This window comes from Zwartia lucis (assembly GCF_965234455.1).
Classification (GTDB): Bacteria; Pseudomonadota; Gammaproteobacteria; order Burkholderiales; family Burkholderiaceae_B; genus Zwartia; species Zwartia lucis.
Genome location: NZ_OZ248472.1, coordinates 1,079,398 through 1,093,522 on the forward strand (window position 1 = coordinate 1,079,398; position 14,125 = coordinate 1,093,522).

A 14,125-nucleotide genomic window follows, 5' to 3' on the forward strand; every position below is an offset into this window, starting at 1 on the left:
ATGACCCGTGACATCAAGGATCTGATCGTCGCCCTCGATATCGGCACCAGCAAAGTAGTTGCTGTCGTCGCCGAGGTATTGCCCGAGGGGCGTTTTGAAGTGCTTGGCTTGGGCCAGCACGAGTCCCGAGGTATGCGCAAAGGAGTCGTAGTCAATATTGAGACTACGGTCAACTCCATCCAGCGCGCCCTCGAAGAAGCAGAACTGATGGCGGATTGCAAAATTCGCGACGTCTATACCGGTATTGCGGGTAGTCATATCCGTAGCTTCAATTCGAGCGGCATGGTGGCCGTTAAAGACAAGGAAGTCACGGCGGCGGATGTCGCGCGCGTGATCGAAACGGCTAAGGCGGTGAATATTCCGACGGATCAACAAGTCCTGCATGTGTTGACTCAAGAGTTCATCGTGGATGGACAAGAGGACATCCGCGAGCCTATCGGAATGAGCGGCTTGCGCCTGGAAGTCAAAGTGCACATTGTCACGGGCGCGGTGAGCGCGGCTCAGAACATCGTGAAATGTGTGCGCCGCTGCGGTTTGGAAGTGCAGGATTTGATCTTACAGCCGCTTGCTTCCAGCCTCGCATGTTTGACAGCAGACGAAAAAGAGTTAGGCGTGGTGTTGGTCGACATTGGTGGTGGCACAACCGATGTCGCGATCTATACGGGTGGGGCGATTCGTCATACAGCCGTCCTACCGATTGCCGGAGATCAGATCACCAGCGATATCGCGGCCATGCTGCGCACGCCAACGCCAGATGCTGAAGACATCAAATTACGTTTCGGCGTGGCCAAGCAAGTGCTCGCGAGTCCAGACGAAGTGGTCGAGGTTCCTGGCCTCGGCGATCGCGGTCCTAGGCAAGTCAAGCGTCAGGCGCTGGGTGCGGTGATAGAGCCGCGCGTCGAAGAACTGTTTGGCTTGGTGCAGCAAGTGATCCGCGAGTCTGGCTATGAAGACCTGTTGTCCTCTGGCGTGGTGCTCACCGGTGGATCGTCGATGATGCCGGGTATGGTTGAACTCGCCGAGGATGTCTTTTTAAAGCCTGTACGCGTGGCGGTGCCTGAGTATGACGGGAGCTTGGCGGATGTGATGCGCAGCCCCCGTTTTGCGACGGTCATGGGCTTGTTGGGCGAGGCGAGAATGCAGCGCTTGCGTGGTCGTAAATTTACGCAGACGTCAGGAAGTTTTAAAGCTATATTGGCACGGATGAAAGAGTGGTTTACGCAATGAATTTGATGTCTTCGGACATCAAACAAGTCGAGCAGCAATGGTGCGACTCGGCTTGAAGTGGAGATGTTTCAAGCCCGATGCGGATACGTTCGGCATCGGGTTTGAGACGATTTCTAAAATGTAGTTTGGGGAATTTAGAAACGTTCGAAGTTTAAGACTTGAGGGAGTCAATCATGATGTTTGAAATGTTAGATAACGCCAATAAGGGCACCGTCATTAAAGTCGTCGGTGTTGGTGGAGCGGGCGGCAATGCTGTCTCGCATATGATTCGTTCCGGGGTACAGGGCGTCGATTTCATTTGCTGCAACACCGATGCGCAAGCATTGGCTGCAACCAATGCGCCTGTCCAGATTCGTCTGGGTCGTACTGGTTTGGGTGCGGGTGCCAAGCCTGATCAGGGCCGTGCAGCAGCCGAATTGGCGCGCGAGGAAATTCGCTCTGCACTAAGCGGCGCCAATATGGTGTTTATTACCGCAGGCATGGGCGGTGGCACCGGTACGGGCGCGGGTCCCGTGGTGGCTGAGGTGGCTAAGGAACTTGGTATTTTGACGGTCGGCGTCGTCACCAAGCCTTTCTCCTTTGAAGGCACCAAGCGCATGAAAATGTCGGAAGACGGCATCAATGAGTTATCCAAGTCTGTGCATTCGCTCATCGTTGTGTTGAATGAAAATCTGTACGAATTGATGGATGAGGATGCTACGCAGGCGGATTGTTTCAAGGCGGCTGACGATGTCTTGCATAACGCGTGTGCCGGAATCGCCGAAATTATTAACGTCGAAGGTAACGTGAACGTCGACTTTGAAGACGTCAAGACCATTATGGGCGAGCAAGGTCAAGCGATGCTAGGTACCGCGATGGCTGCTGGACCGGATCGCGCCAAGGTTGCCGCAGAGCAAGCCGTGGCATGTCCGTTGCTCGAAGGCGTGAACTTGAACGGTGCGCGTGGCGTGTTGGTCAACATTACGGCAAGCAGCTCGCTCAAGATGAAAGAGACGCGTGCCATTATGGATCACATCAGCGGATTTGCAGCGCCTGAAGCGACAGTGATCTTTGGTACGGCTTATGACGACACGATGGGCGATAACTTGCGTGTGACGGTTGTGGCGACAGGCTTAGGCCGTGCGCAAAGCCGTCCAGTGCTCGTCTCGGAGCCAATGGAAATGCAGCGCACAGGGACGGATAACATGCTTGTTGGTCACAACAGTCAGGATCTGGGTGTGCCTTCGGTGTTGCGTAACCCTCGCTCGCAAGCAAGCGCTCAAGTGCGCGCGCTTGAGACGTCGGGAATGGAGCACTACGACATCCCTGCGTTTTTGCGTCGTCAGGCGGATTGATCGTCTAAGCATCTGACTCCCTATACCTTAGGCCTCTTTTGAGGCTTCTGGTTTTTGGTTTGGCACCCGGTCTGCCCCAGGCCGGGTGTCTTGTCGCCCCTTTTTTTGCGATGCAATAAGCACCAAAAGCGGTACAATAGTGCCAGATTTCAAGGAATTTTCTTTTACTTATGTTTCGCCAACGTACGCTTAAAAATCTCGTCAAGACCACAGGGGTCGGCCTTCACTCTGGCCGCCGTGTCGAGTTGACGCTGCGCCCAGCCGCGCCTGATACGGGGATTGTCTTTCATCGGGTCGATTTGCCTGAGGTCGTTGATATTCCTGCGCAGGCTGCGATGGTGCGAGATACGCGGATGGCTTCCGTACTTGGAGAGGGTGTGGGCCGCGTGTCAACAGTCGAGCACCTGATGTCGGCTCTCGCGGGCTTGGGCATCGACAATCTTCATATTGATTTGACCGCCGAAGAAGTCCCGATCATGGACGGTAGCGCGGCGACGTTTATTTACTTGCTGCGTTCGGCGGGTATCGAGGAACAAAACGCACCCAAGAAATTTTTGCGTGTCCTCAAAACCATCGAAGTCAGCGAAGGCGAGGGCGTCCAAGCCAAATGGGCTCGCCTTGAGCCTCATGATGGCTTTGCTTTGGCGTTTTCCATTGATTTTCGCCATCCTGCGATTAATTCGACTGCCAACTTCGCCGAGATCGATTTTGCGACACAGTCTTATGTCAAAGAGATCGCGCGCGCACGCACTTTTGGTTTCGTCAACGAAGTCGAAACTTTACGTTCCATGGGATTGGCGCGTGGTGGTAGTTTGGATAACGCGATCGTGATGGATGAGTATCGCGTCCTGAATACTGACGGTCTTCGTTACGACGATGAGTTTGTTAAACACAAGATTCTGGATGCCGTTGGCGACCTCTATCTGATTGGTAAGCCTCTTGTCGCGCGCTATGTGGCGTGTAAATCCGGTCATGCGCTCAATAACCAACTGGCCTTGAGTTTACTAGCCCAAAAAGATGCTTGGGAGATCGTTACTTATGGTTCTCAGGCCGAGGCTCCTGCTGCATATCAGCAGGAGTGGAAACTGGCTTAGTCGTGCCTTGAGGTTGATGATGCCTGAGTAGTTTTGCGACGGCATCGGCAAGAGGACCTGGACGCAAGGCGCCGCGTAACTCCTCAAATGCCTTAAGGTCTTGTTGATCCAATGTGCGAGCTTCTCTAGGGGGTTTTGCGACCTCTGGTAGCCCAAGCCCTCCTTGAACTTTTAACTTTATTTCAGCGACGTTCCAACCCAGTGATTGCATGTGCGTCGTAACACGTGGCGCTAATTGACGGAACTTCGCAGCGAACGCAGCACTCGAAACCATCAGCGTCAGAACATGGTTTTCAAGTTTCACAACCTCGAAGGCGCTGCGCATATTTTGCGGAAGCGCACTGACCACGGCACTTCGCATTTTGAGATGCATTTGCGCAGTCGCCAATACGTTGGCTGATTGCGAGTCGTGACCCAGCCACCCAATTAAATGGGTGCTGCCAGATTGCCCATTAGTGTGCGATCGGCGAGGTGGGGAAGCGACCATAGTTAAAGGATGATGAGATGAAGTTAGTCATTATGCCTTCGCGGCAGGGGCAATATGCACCCATTACGGTGAGTGTAAGCCGTCTAATCCTAATAGGCGGTCTTTTGTTTGTGGTGGCCTTGATTGCAGGCGCCGCCTTGCAACGCTTGCTTTGGACGGTGCAGCCCGAAACGCATGTTGTGCGTCCCGTCGTGTCCTCTCCTCCAGTTTCAGATGTGCAGGCGATGCGCTTACTTGCGACCAAGGTGGGCGAGCTACAGGCTACCGTAGCACGTCTTGACGGTTTGGGTCAGCGTGTGGCTAAAGTCGCAGGTTTGCCCGACAAAGATGTCACGATCGTGCCTGAGTTGCCTGAGGCGACTTTTGTGTTGGATGACCTTTGGGTCCCCGCTTCCGAGGCAAATACTCCACCTCTTGCACAGCTCGAGGGTGAATTGGGCTGGTTACAAAAAAATCTGTCTAGGCAAGGGGATTATTTGTCGATGCTGGATCTGGCGGTGACGCAACAAGCCGCAACTGTCGCGCGCTTGCCGACAGCGATGCCCATCGAGTTCTACCCGTATCTGAGCTCGTCCTATGGCTGGCGACGTAACCCGTTTAACGGTCAGATGAGCATGCACGAGGGTTTGGACTTTAGTGCGCCTCATGACACGCCGATACGCGCGGCAGCAGGTGGGGTGGTGAGGACCGTGACGGTGCACCGTGGTTACGGCAATATGGTGGAAATTGATCACGGCGAGGGTTTGATGACGCGTTACGCACACGCCAAGACTATTTTAGTCAAAGAGGGTGAGGTTGTGACCCGGGGACAGTTGATCGCACGCGTGGGCTCGACAGGCCTGTCTACGGGGCCCCATTTACACTTCGAAGTTAGAAAAGATGACAAACCCCTCGATCCCCGAGCTTTTTTAGCCGGACAACCGATCACAACGCCGGTGGCTAGTGCGCGACCTGTCGCAGGGTCATCCTCGATGACATGGCAGCCGCGCGTGCGTTAAACTCAACACCTTAATGGGTAATCACCACACTAACAATTTCTTAGTTTTTCTCGTGTTTTGACGCGGGAACTCGAACAGGTTCATCACGCATGTTCTCTTTGCTAAAAAAAATCTTCGGTAGCCGTAACGATCGCACACTCAAACAGTTGAGACGGCAGGTTGAGCAAATCAATCAGCTTGAGCCGCAGATGCAGGCCTTATCGGACGAGGCGTTGCGCGCGAAAACGGACAGTTTCCGCGAGCGTATTCAAGCCGGTGTCAAGCTTGACGCTCTATTGCCCGAAGCCTTCGCAGTCGTGCGCGAGGCGAGTGTGCGCGTTTTTGGGATGCGACATTTCGATGTGCAGTTAATCGGCGGTATGGTGTTGCACAGTGGAAAAATTGCGGAAATGCGAACCGGAGAGGGTAAGACCTTGATGGCGACGCTGCCGGTCTACCTCAATGCGCTGACTGAGCGTGGCACTCATGTCGTGACAGTCAATGATTATCTTGCGCGACGCGATGCAGCTTGGATGGGACGCCTTTATCACTTTCTAGGCTTGTCCGTGGGCGTTGTTGTACCCCAGCAGACTAACGAAGAAAAAATCGCAGCTTATCGCGCTGATATTACCTACGGGACGAACAACGAGTTTGGTTTTGATTATCTGCGTGACAACATGGAACATCGCGCGGAGGATCGTCGCCAGCGCACGCTCGTGTTCGCGATCGTTGACGAAGTTGATTCGATTTTGATTGATGAGGCGCGCACGCCTTTGATCATTTCAGGACAAGCAGAAGATCATACTGAGATGTATGTGCGGGTGAACGTCGTGCCGGCTATGTTGCAACGAATGGCCACGGAACCCAAACCCCAGGAACCAGAACCCGAAGGACACTTCTGGGTTGATGAAAAAAATCATCAGATTTTCCTTTCTGAGTCTGGGCATGTGCGGTCCGAAGAAATTCTGACTGAGCTTGGCCTGCTCCCTGCTGGCCAGTCTTTATATGAGGCGCGCAATATCACGCTGATGCATCATTTGATGGCTGCATTGCGCGCTCATAATCTCTTCCATCTTGATCAGCACTATGTGGTGCAAGAGGGCGAGGTGGTGATTGTTGATGAGTTCACGGGTCGTCTGATGGCGGGTCGTCGTTGGTCCGATGGTTTGCATCAAGCTGTCGAAGCCAAAGAAGGCGCGAAAATTCAAAACGAAAATCAGACCATGGCGTCGATTACGTTCCAGAATTATTTCCGCATGTACGAAAAGCTTGGCGGTATGACGGGTACGGCGGACACCGAAGCGTACGAGTTCCAGGAAATTTACGGGCTCGAAACTGTCATTGTGCCGACCAATCGCCCGATGGTCCGTGCCGATCAGAATGATCAGATTTTTAAAACAGCAGGTGAAAAATTTAATGCAATTCTCGAAGATATTCGGGACTGCCAGCAACGCGGGCAACCTGTGCTTGTGGGAACAACGAGTATCGAAAACTCCGAGCTGCTTTCTGGTTTGCTGATTAAAGCTGGCCTGCGCCACGAAGTGCTCAACGCCAAGCAGCACGCGCGAGAGGCGGAGATCGTGGCTCAGGCTGGCAAGCCGGGCAACATCACGATTGCCACCAACATGGCGGGTCGTGGAACGGATATCGTGCTGGGCGGTAGCATTGAGAAAATCATCGAGACCGTGCGTGAAAATGAAGCGCTAAGCGAGGCAGATAAGTCCGCTCAGATCGAGTCGATACGTGCGCAATGGCTGCCAATGAATGAACAAGTCAAGGCTGCGGGTGGTTTGCGCATCATCGGTACAGAACGTCACGAGTCGCGACGCATCGACAATCAGTTGCGTGGTCGTGCTGGACGCCAAGGTGATCCCGGCTCTTCGCGTTTCTATTTGTCACTCGAAGACCCGCTCATGCGTATATTTGCGGGTGATCGTGTCCGAGCCATTATGGATCGACTCAAACTGCCCGAAGGCGAGCCGATCGAGGCTGGCATGGTGTCGCGCTCGATCGAGACCGCACAGCGCAAGGTTGAGGGTCGCAACTTTGACGTACGCAAACAGTTGCTTGAGTACGATGATGTCTCCAATGATCAGCGCAAGGTGCTTTACGCACAGCGCAACGAGGTGCTCGAAGCACAATCCATTGCCGAGACGATTGATAATTTGCGGCAGGGTGCATTTACAGACTTAGTCGCCAAATATGTACCTGCAGGCTCGGTCGAAGAGCAGTGGGATATCGATGCGTTGCAAAAAGCGCTGGAATCTGACTGGCAACTCAATGTCCCCTTGTCTGATTACTTGCGTGATACCAAAAGCGTTTCCGAAGAAGATATCCTCGAGCAGGTCCTGCAGGCGGCTCAGGCTGCCTATCAGCAAAAGGTCGAGGCCGTGGGTGCGGAGTCGTGGTCCGGCTTTGAGCGTTCTATTATGCTGCAAGTCATTGATACTGCATGGCGTGAACATCTTTCGGCGCTGGATCACTTGCGCCAGGGTATTCATTTGCGCGGCTATGCTCAAAAGAACCCCAAGCAAGAGTACAAGCGTGAGGCGTTCGAGTTATTTTCAGGCATGCTCGATCGCGTGCGTGATGACGTCGTACGTATCCTCATGACGGTGCGTATTCAGACACAAGAAGAGATTGACCAAGCAGAAGCTGAAGCAGCCCGTGCCGTTCAAATGCAAAACGTTCAGTATCAGCACACCAATTACGAAGAGGCGAAGTCGGAGGAAACGCAGACTCAGCGTCGAGCCGTTGCCCAAGAGCATCCCGGTACGTTGCGCAACGCCGCTCCCAAGGTTGGTCGTAACGACCCTTGTCCTTGCGGCAGTGGTAAAAAGTACAAGCAGTGCCACGGTCAATTGACCTGATTTTTAACCTTATCTTCCTGCCCTAGAGTGAGCACACGTGAAACATGATCTAACTCGCAACACTTTGGCGGCCATTTTGGTTGTTGGTTTGATCGCACTGTGTTTTTGGGTGCTCAAGCCCTTTTTGGCTGCAATGGTTTGGGCCACAATGATTGTGGTGGCGACCTGGCCTTGGCTCAAGGCCTTGGAGCGGGTTTTTGGCAACCGCAGAGCTCCAGCGGTCTTGGTGATGACGCTCGGCATGCTTTTGCTGCTCGTGATGCCGTTGTCGTGGGCGATTCGAACGATCGCTGAGCGCTCCCATGATTTGATATCCTTTGGTCAGGGCTTGGCGAGCAGAGGTATGCCAGGGTCACCTGAGTGGGTCTCTGGCATTCCTTTGGTTGGTGAAAAAATTGCGGCTTTCTGGTTGAGTTTGAGCTCTGGTGGGATGAGCGGTCTCATTGATCATGTGTCTCCCTATGCAAGCGAAACAGGTAAATGGTTGTTCGCCCAGTTTGGTGGCTTGGGCGGGATGCTCATTGAGTTTTTTCTAGTCGTATTGATCGCTGCTATTTTCTACAGTTCGGGTGAGCAGGCTGCCCTCATGGCACGCCGTGTGGGCAGGCGTCTGGCAGGTGAGCGTGGCGAGGGTTCAGTTGTGCTGGCGGGGCAGGCGATTCGCGCCGTTGCACTCGGTGTGGGTGTCACCGCGGTTTTGCAGACCGGCTTGGGTGGGCTGGGTCTGGTCATTGCCGGTGTGCCGTTTGCTGCGGTATTGTCCGCGCTCATGTTGATGTTGTGTATCGCTCAGGCCGGGCCGGGATTGGTGTTGTTCCCCGCGGTCGCATGGATGTATTGGCAAGGCGACAACAATGCTTGGGCGACCTTTTTGCTTGTTTGGAGCGTTATTGTCGCCACAATGGATAATTTTGTACGGCCGATGTTGATTCGTCGCGGCGCGGACTTGCCACTGTTGTTGATCTTTGTGGGTGTAATTGGTGGCTTGCTCAGCTTTGGCTTGATCGGTATTTTTGTAGGGCCTGTTGCTTTGGCCGTGACCTATACGCTCGCGCAAGCGTGGGTCGCGGAAGTCCCAGACGATCAGCCGGGCGCATAATCCAACGGGAGTGCCGTGGTGCACTTAATCGTTTCCATAGCAAAGGCAGAGCTGACATCGAGGAGCTCCACGGAGCGAATCAAGCGTTTGTATACGCTGTCATAGCGATCGATGTCTGGCACCACGATTTTGAGCAAATAGTCCGCATCCCCGCTCAAGCGATAGATCTCAACAATCTCGGGAATGCTTGTGGCGCCATCGACGAAGCGTTTCATCCATTTTTCATTATGTTGACTGGTCCGGATCGTGACAAAGGTTGTCAGTCCGAGATTGAGCTTGCGTGCGTCGCATAACGCGACTTGTTTTTTGATGATGCCTTCTTCTTGAAGCTTTTGCAGACGTCTCCAGCAGGGTGTCGGTGTGAGGTTGACCGCGCTTGCGAGGTCAGCCAAAGAGATGCTGGCGTCTTCTTGCATCAGCCTAAGAATTTCGCGATCTTTTTTGTCTATTTGCATCATTTTTCTATTTAAATATAAATTATTAGAAATAAAATCTAATTTTTAATGCTCATTGAGATAAATTGCAATTTATTTCTCAAGGTCGGGTTCTATGATGAGAGATCGTATGTATGGATCTTTTGTTATGCAGACCTCGCCAACAGTCCAGTCATTACCCTTAGCCAGCGTTGCCACTGCAGCCGAGGCGCATGCGCAATCCGAGTCCTTGCTCGAGCTTGAAGTCCCAGGTTTGGCGCAGTCGATTCGCCAAGCATGTTTAGGCGAGGCAGACTTAGTGCCATACCGTGTTCGTCAGGCCTTGAATCAAGCGCTGGATCGTGCGTCGACGGACCGATTGGTCAACACGATCATGTTGATGCCTTATTCGACTCAAACCTACTCGCGACACCTGCTGTATGCCGATCCCGCGGGGATGTTTACCGTCGTGGCGTTACGCTGGGACCCAACGCAGGGCAGTCCGGTGCATGCGCACTACACGTGGTGTGCCTATCGCGTCTTGAGCGGGGTCTTGTCTGAAAGTCATTTTGAGTACGATCGAGCTGCTGAACAGGCTTATTTGTTCAATCGCGTGACGCGTGCTGCAGGTCAAAGTGTCTGTGGTCATGGCGGAATGGACTTTATCCATCGCCTTCATAACGAAGGCGATAAAACGGTTGTATCGATTCATGTGTATGGGATTGATGCTGCGCGTATGAGTACGCATGTCAACCGCATGATGGCAGTCTCGCTCAGAGTAGAAACGCCGTCGCAAGCCCCAAGAAAATAAAGAAACCCAGCGAATCCGTCGCAAAGGTTAGCAGTACCGAGGACCCCATCGCAGGGTCCTTTCCAAAACGGGTTCGTACGATCGGGACGAGAACACCGATCATGGCACCAATCAGCATATTGCAGATCATGGCGGCCATCATCACGAGCGCAATCGCGATCGAACTAGAAATCGCCCAGGCAAACACCGCGGCGATCGCACTGCCGACAAGACCCACCATGAAGGTCACAAGCAATTCGCGTTTAAAGAGTTGCCAGACATTGTTGTCCGTGATTCGACCCACTGCCAACGCACGAATGATCAAGGTCATGGTTTGGTTGCCGGAGTTACCGCCAATCCCCGCGACGATCGACATCAGGAAAGCGAGCACGACAATAGTACTGACCGTGTCTTCGAAGCGCGAAGCGATAAAAGATGCTGTGGCGGCTGTGCAGAGATTCAACAGCAACCAGGGCGCACGATTACGCAGCGCACGGCTCACGGGCGCGAAAATATCCTCGTCTTGCATACCCGCGCGTGATAGTGCCTGTTCATCCGAGTCCTCGCGGATCACGTCCACGACCTCGGCGATCGTGACACGACCAATCAGACGACCAAGATCATCCACCACGGGCGCGGACACTAAGTCATAGCGTTCGAATGCGCCGGCGGCTTCTGCATCGGCATCCAGGGGGCTGAGCGACAAGTAGTCCGTGCTCATCACGTCACTCACCTGCGAGTCCGGCTCGTTGACGAGCAGTGATGACAGGCTGAGCGAACCCAGAAGCTTGTCTTGACGATTGACGACAAAAATCTGATCCGTATGGTCTGGGAGCTCGGGCAGGCGTCTGAGGTAGCGCAGAACCACCTCGAGAGAGACGTCTTCGCGGACACGGACCATTTCAAAGTCCATGATGCCGCCGACACTGTCGTCGGGATAGCCCATGGCCTCGATGAGACGGGCGCGCTCTTCTTCAGTCAGGCCTTTTTGAACCTCGGCCACTACATCGGGGGGCAAGTCAGGCGCAAGGTCTGCGAGCTCGTCCGCGTCCATGTTCTCGGTGGCGGCGACCAGATCCTGACGATCCATGGTCTTGATGAGCGATTCGCGGACCCAGTCGTCGACCTCAAGCAGCACATCGGCGTCATATTCGGCGTTGACCAAACGCCAAATCATCTGACGTTCGATGTTTGGGACTGAGCCTAGGATAAAGGCGATATCCGCAGGGTGTAGATCATTGACCAGCGAAGATAACTCGGCTTCGTGCTGACGATGAAGGAGGTTTTCAACAAGTTCAGCCCGTTGGTCGCCATCCTCTTGGCGATGCACCAGATTTTCGACTAACGCTTGACGATGTAATAGTTCCTGAACTTTGGCGAGCGCAAGCTGAGCGTCCTCGGGATCAAGGCGCCTAACTAATGCTGCTGGATCGACAGGTGTTTGCGTCATGCGGATACACCATGGTTGTTCAGGTGACGAGCTTCACTAAGGCGTAGCCGCCGAATGCAAGCAGTATAAACAGGATCACGCCAAGTACTACGACACGCGGGCCCGCATCACGGATTTGTGTAAAGCGTGTTTGGATACCGAGTGCAGTCATGGCCATCGTCAAAACGAAAATATCGAGCGCGCGCAAGGCTTGTAAAACTGCGGGAGGGATGATGTTTGCGGAGTTGATCAGGGCGAGGACTAAAAAGCCGATCGCGAACCAAGGAATGGGCAGTTTGGGACGTGGTGCACCCGCCTCGGCGTTGGCAATGGCGACGCGTTGAAGCCAGAGGCCCAGAATGATCAGCACTGGAACAAGCAAGGCGACACGTGTCATTTTTACAATCGTGGCCACCTCGGTCGTGGCGGCATCGATGTTGCTGGCCGAGGCGACGACTTGAGCGACCTCATGGACTGAGCCGCCAAGAAAAATACCAAAGGCGCGAGGATCCATATCAAACCAACCCGCCTGATACAAAAGCGGGTAGAGGAACATTGAGATCGTGCCAAAGAGCACGACGGTTGCAACCGCGACTGAAGCTTTGTGCGGGGCAGATTTAAGGGTGGATTCGAACGCTAGCACCGCGGCGGCACCACACACAGCGCTTCCGGCTGAAGTCAGCATCGCCGTGTCACGATCGAGCTTGAGGAGTTTGGTGCCGATGAGCGTGCCCAGAATCAACACACCTCCAACGATACCCACTGAAACAACAAGTCCCGGTAGTCCGACCTCGATAATTTGTTGGATGCTGACATTCAATCCATAAAAGGCGACGGCTACGCGGAGCATGCGTTTCGCCGTAAATTGAACGCCGACACTCCATTCCGCGGGCATGGTGCCGCGCAGGAAGTTGCCATACAGCATGCCGCAGACGATACCGACGACAAGCGGGCTAAAGCCGAGTGATTTGACGAAAGCAATGCCAGCGAGTTGCGTGACCGCCGCAGCCATCAAGCCAACGAACAGGACGCCATTAATTCTGTCACGCCAAGGTGACATGGTTGCTTTGGTGGGATGAGACATACCTATCCGGCAGACTAGTTGAGAGTGATCGTGATACTAACCCGATACCTCGACCCAAACCAAGAGATCCTTTTAGCGCGCTTGGGAAAACCAGTTTTCAGCGATTTTGACCCAATAGGTCGCGCCCAAAGGCAATAGCGCATCGTTGAAGTCGTAGGAGCCATTGTGCAGCATGCAGGGGCCGAGGCCATGTCCAGCATCCCGGTGCTCTCCTAAACCATTGCCAATCCATACGTAGCACCCGGCGACCTCTTGCAACATAAAGGCAAAATCCTCGGCGCCCATGGTGGGTGTGACGTGGTCATCGACTTGGTCAGCACCCACGATTTCGCGCAGTACGTCCGCGCAAAACGCAGACTCAACAGGATGATTGATCGTTGGAGGGTATTTGCGTACAAAGGTGAAATCCGCTTGGGCGCCCATCGCCGCGGCAGAGTGCTCGATGACCTCACCCATGCGTTGTTCAATCATATCCAACGTTTCGACGCTAAAAGTTCTAACCGTGCCACGCATTTCGGCTTCGGTCGGAATGACGTTGTCCGCGCTGCCTGCGTGAATCTGTGTAATGCTCAACACTGCGGCTTCGAGAGGGTGACGGTTGCGTGTCACGATGCTTTGCAGGGCCTGTGCGATATGCACTGCGGTCATGACGGGGTCTACGCCGAGGTGGGGCATGCCACCGTGCGCGCCTTTGCCGCGAACGGTAATGCGAAACTGGTTGCTCGAGGCCATGATCGGGCCAGCGGTGAGACCAAAGTGACCGACGGGTAGACCTGGCCAGTTATGCATACCAAAGACGGCTTGCATGGGAAATTTTTCAAACAAGCCATCTTCCATCATGCGTTTGGCGCCTGCTCCGCCTTCTTCGGCAGGTTGAAAAATGACGTAAACAGTACCATCGAAATTTTTATGCTCGGCCAAGTAGCGGGCCGCACTCAGCAGCATGGCCGTGTGACCGTCATGGCCACAACCATGCATTTTGCCGGGATGTTGGCTGGCATGCTCAAAGGTGTTGAGCTCTTGCATCGGAAGCGCATCGAGATCAGCGCGCAAACCGATCGCGCGGGTGCCGGGCGTACGACCTTGGATGATGCCGACGACGCCCGTACCGCCTAGGCCACGATGAATCGGGATGCCCCATTTTTGGAGCATTTCAGCCACGACGTCGGCGGTGCGCTTTTCCTCGTAGCAAAGTTCTGGATGCGCGTGGAGATCGCGGCGAATTGCCTGAATTTCGGACTGCCAATTGAGAAAGGGCTCTAGAAGTTTCATGCAAATCACTTTAAATGAGTATGTCTAACAGTATTATCAATCCAAACCG

General features: G+C 53.9%; 12 protein-coding genes. 7 read left to right on the forward strand and 5 right to left on the reverse strand.

What is annotated here, in order from left to right:
• From ftsA to lpxC, 3 genes are all read left to right on the forward strand, one after another.
• Entirely contained in the window at nucleotides 1–1,227 is a 1,227-nt protein-coding gene (gene ftsA / locus AC8GE9_RS05145; protein WP_506676037.1) for a cell division protein FtsA, read from the forward strand.
• 170 nt (nucleotides 1,228–1,397) lie between these two features.
• On the forward strand, nucleotides 1,398–2,561 hold the full coding sequence (gene ftsZ / locus AC8GE9_RS05150; protein WP_506676319.1) for a cell division protein FtsZ: 1,164 nt from the start codon (nucleotides 1,398–1,400) through the stop codon (nucleotides 2,559–2,561).
• A gap of 170 nt (nucleotides 2,562–2,731) precedes the next feature.
• Nucleotides 2,732–3,655 carry a UDP-3-O-acyl-N-acetylglucosamine deacetylase gene (gene lpxC / locus AC8GE9_RS05155; protein WP_506676038.1) on the forward strand — a complete coding sequence of 308 codons (924 nt, stop codon included), beginning with the start codon at nucleotides 2,732–2,734 and terminating at the stop codon, nucleotides 3,653–3,655.
• On the opposite strand, the gene AC8GE9_RS05160 is transcribed toward lpxC, so the two are convergent.
• Entirely contained in the window at nucleotides 3,594–4,142 is a 549-nt protein-coding gene (locus AC8GE9_RS05160; RefSeq protein ID WP_506676039.1) for a DciA family protein, read from the reverse strand. The two genes, lpxC and AC8GE9_RS05160, sit on opposite strands and share 62 nt — an antisense overlap.
• A gap of 17 nt (nucleotides 4,143–4,159) precedes the next feature.
• Between AC8GE9_RS05160 and AC8GE9_RS05165 the strand changes: the two genes are divergently transcribed.
• The 3 genes from AC8GE9_RS05165 to ydiK all read left to right on the forward strand — a co-directional run bounded on the left by AC8GE9_RS05165 (nucleotide 4,160) and on the right by ydiK (nucleotide 9,088).
• Nucleotides 4,160–5,140 (forward strand): M23 family metallopeptidase, encoded by a 981-nt coding sequence (locus AC8GE9_RS05165; RefSeq protein WP_506676040.1) that lies wholly within the window; start codon nucleotides 4,160–4,162, stop codon nucleotides 5,138–5,140.
• Between the two features lie 89 nt (nucleotides 5,141–5,229).
• On the forward strand, nucleotides 5,230–7,989 hold the full coding sequence (gene secA / locus AC8GE9_RS05170) for a preprotein translocase subunit SecA (protein ID WP_506676041.1): 2,760 nt from the start codon (nucleotides 5,230–5,232) through the stop codon (nucleotides 7,987–7,989).
• A 37-nt stretch (nucleotides 7,990–8,026) separates the two neighbouring features.
• Nucleotides 8,027–9,088, forward strand: coding sequence for an AI-2E family transporter YdiK (ydiK, locus tag AC8GE9_RS05175; protein ID WP_506676042.1), 1,062 nt, complete (start codon nucleotides 8,027–8,029; stop codon nucleotides 9,086–9,088).
• On the opposite strand, the gene AC8GE9_RS05180 is transcribed toward ydiK, so the two are convergent.
• Nucleotides 9,073–9,537 carry an Lrp/AsnC family transcriptional regulator gene (locus tag AC8GE9_RS05180; protein ID WP_506676320.1) on the reverse strand — a complete coding sequence of 155 codons (465 nt, stop codon included), beginning with the start codon at nucleotides 9,535–9,537 and terminating at the stop codon, nucleotides 9,073–9,075. The genes ydiK and AC8GE9_RS05180 overlap by 16 nt on opposite strands.
• Nucleotides 9,538–9,670: 133 nt before the next feature.
• Between AC8GE9_RS05180 and AC8GE9_RS05185 the strand changes: the two genes are divergently transcribed.
• Nucleotides 9,671–10,312, forward strand: coding sequence for a cysteine dioxygenase family protein (locus AC8GE9_RS05185; protein ID WP_506676043.1), 642 nt, complete (start codon nucleotides 9,671–9,673; stop codon nucleotides 10,310–10,312).
• On the opposite strand, the gene mgtE is transcribed toward AC8GE9_RS05185, so the two are convergent.
• From mgtE to AC8GE9_RS05200, 3 genes are all read right to left on the reverse strand, one after another.
• Complete coding sequence (gene mgtE / locus AC8GE9_RS05190; protein ID WP_506676044.1) at nucleotides 10,275–11,741, reverse strand: magnesium transporter; 1,467 nt, start codon at nucleotides 11,739–11,741, stop codon at nucleotides 10,275–10,277. The genes AC8GE9_RS05185 and mgtE overlap by 38 nt on opposite strands.
• Nucleotides 11,742–11,760: 19 nt before the next feature.
• The gene (locus AC8GE9_RS05195; RefSeq protein ID WP_506676045.1) at nucleotides 11,761–12,804 is read right to left on the reverse strand and encodes a YeiH family protein; all 1,044 of its coding nucleotides are present in this window, start codon (nucleotides 12,802–12,804) and stop codon (nucleotides 11,761–11,763) included.
• A gap of 72 nt (nucleotides 12,805–12,876) precedes the next feature.
• Nucleotides 12,877–14,076 (reverse strand): M20 aminoacylase family protein, encoded by a 1,200-nt coding sequence (locus AC8GE9_RS05200; protein ID WP_506676046.1) that lies wholly within the window; start codon nucleotides 14,074–14,076, stop codon nucleotides 12,877–12,879.
• Nucleotides 14,077–14,125 lie beyond the last annotated feature (49 nt).

Excerpts from the sequence above, each read along its gene's own strand:
- secA (WP_506676041.1), top strand. The coding sequence starts at position 5,230 with ATGTTCTCTTTGCTAAAAAAAATCTTCGGTAGCCGTAACGATCGCACA.
- lpxC (WP_506676038.1), top strand. The coding sequence starts at position 2,732 with ATGTTTCGCCAACGTACGCTTAAAAATCTCGTCAAGACCACAGGGGTC.
- AC8GE9_RS05200 (WP_506676046.1), bottom strand. The coding sequence starts at position 14,076 with ATGAAACTTCTAGAGCCCTTTCTCAATTGGCAGTCCGAAATTCAGGCA.
- mgtE (WP_506676044.1), bottom strand. The coding sequence starts at position 11,741 with ATGACGCAAACACCTGTCGATCCAGCAGCATTAGTTAGGCGCCTTGAT.
- AC8GE9_RS05195 (WP_506676045.1), bottom strand. The coding sequence starts at position 12,804 with ATGTCTCATCCCACCAAAGCAACCATGTCACCTTGGCGTGACAGAATT.
- AC8GE9_RS05165 (WP_506676040.1), top strand. The coding sequence starts at position 4,160 with ATGAAGTTAGTCATTATGCCTTCGCGGCAGGGGCAATATGCACCCATT.
- ftsA (WP_506676037.1), top strand. The coding sequence starts at position 1 with ATGACCCGTGACATCAAGGATCTGATCGTCGCCCTCGATATCGGCACC.
- AC8GE9_RS05160 (WP_506676039.1), bottom strand. The coding sequence starts at position 4,142 with ATGGTCGCTTCCCCACCTCGCCGATCGCACACTAATGGGCAATCTGGC.
- AC8GE9_RS05185 (WP_506676043.1), top strand. The coding sequence starts at position 9,671 with ATGCAGACCTCGCCAACAGTCCAGTCATTACCCTTAGCCAGCGTTGCC.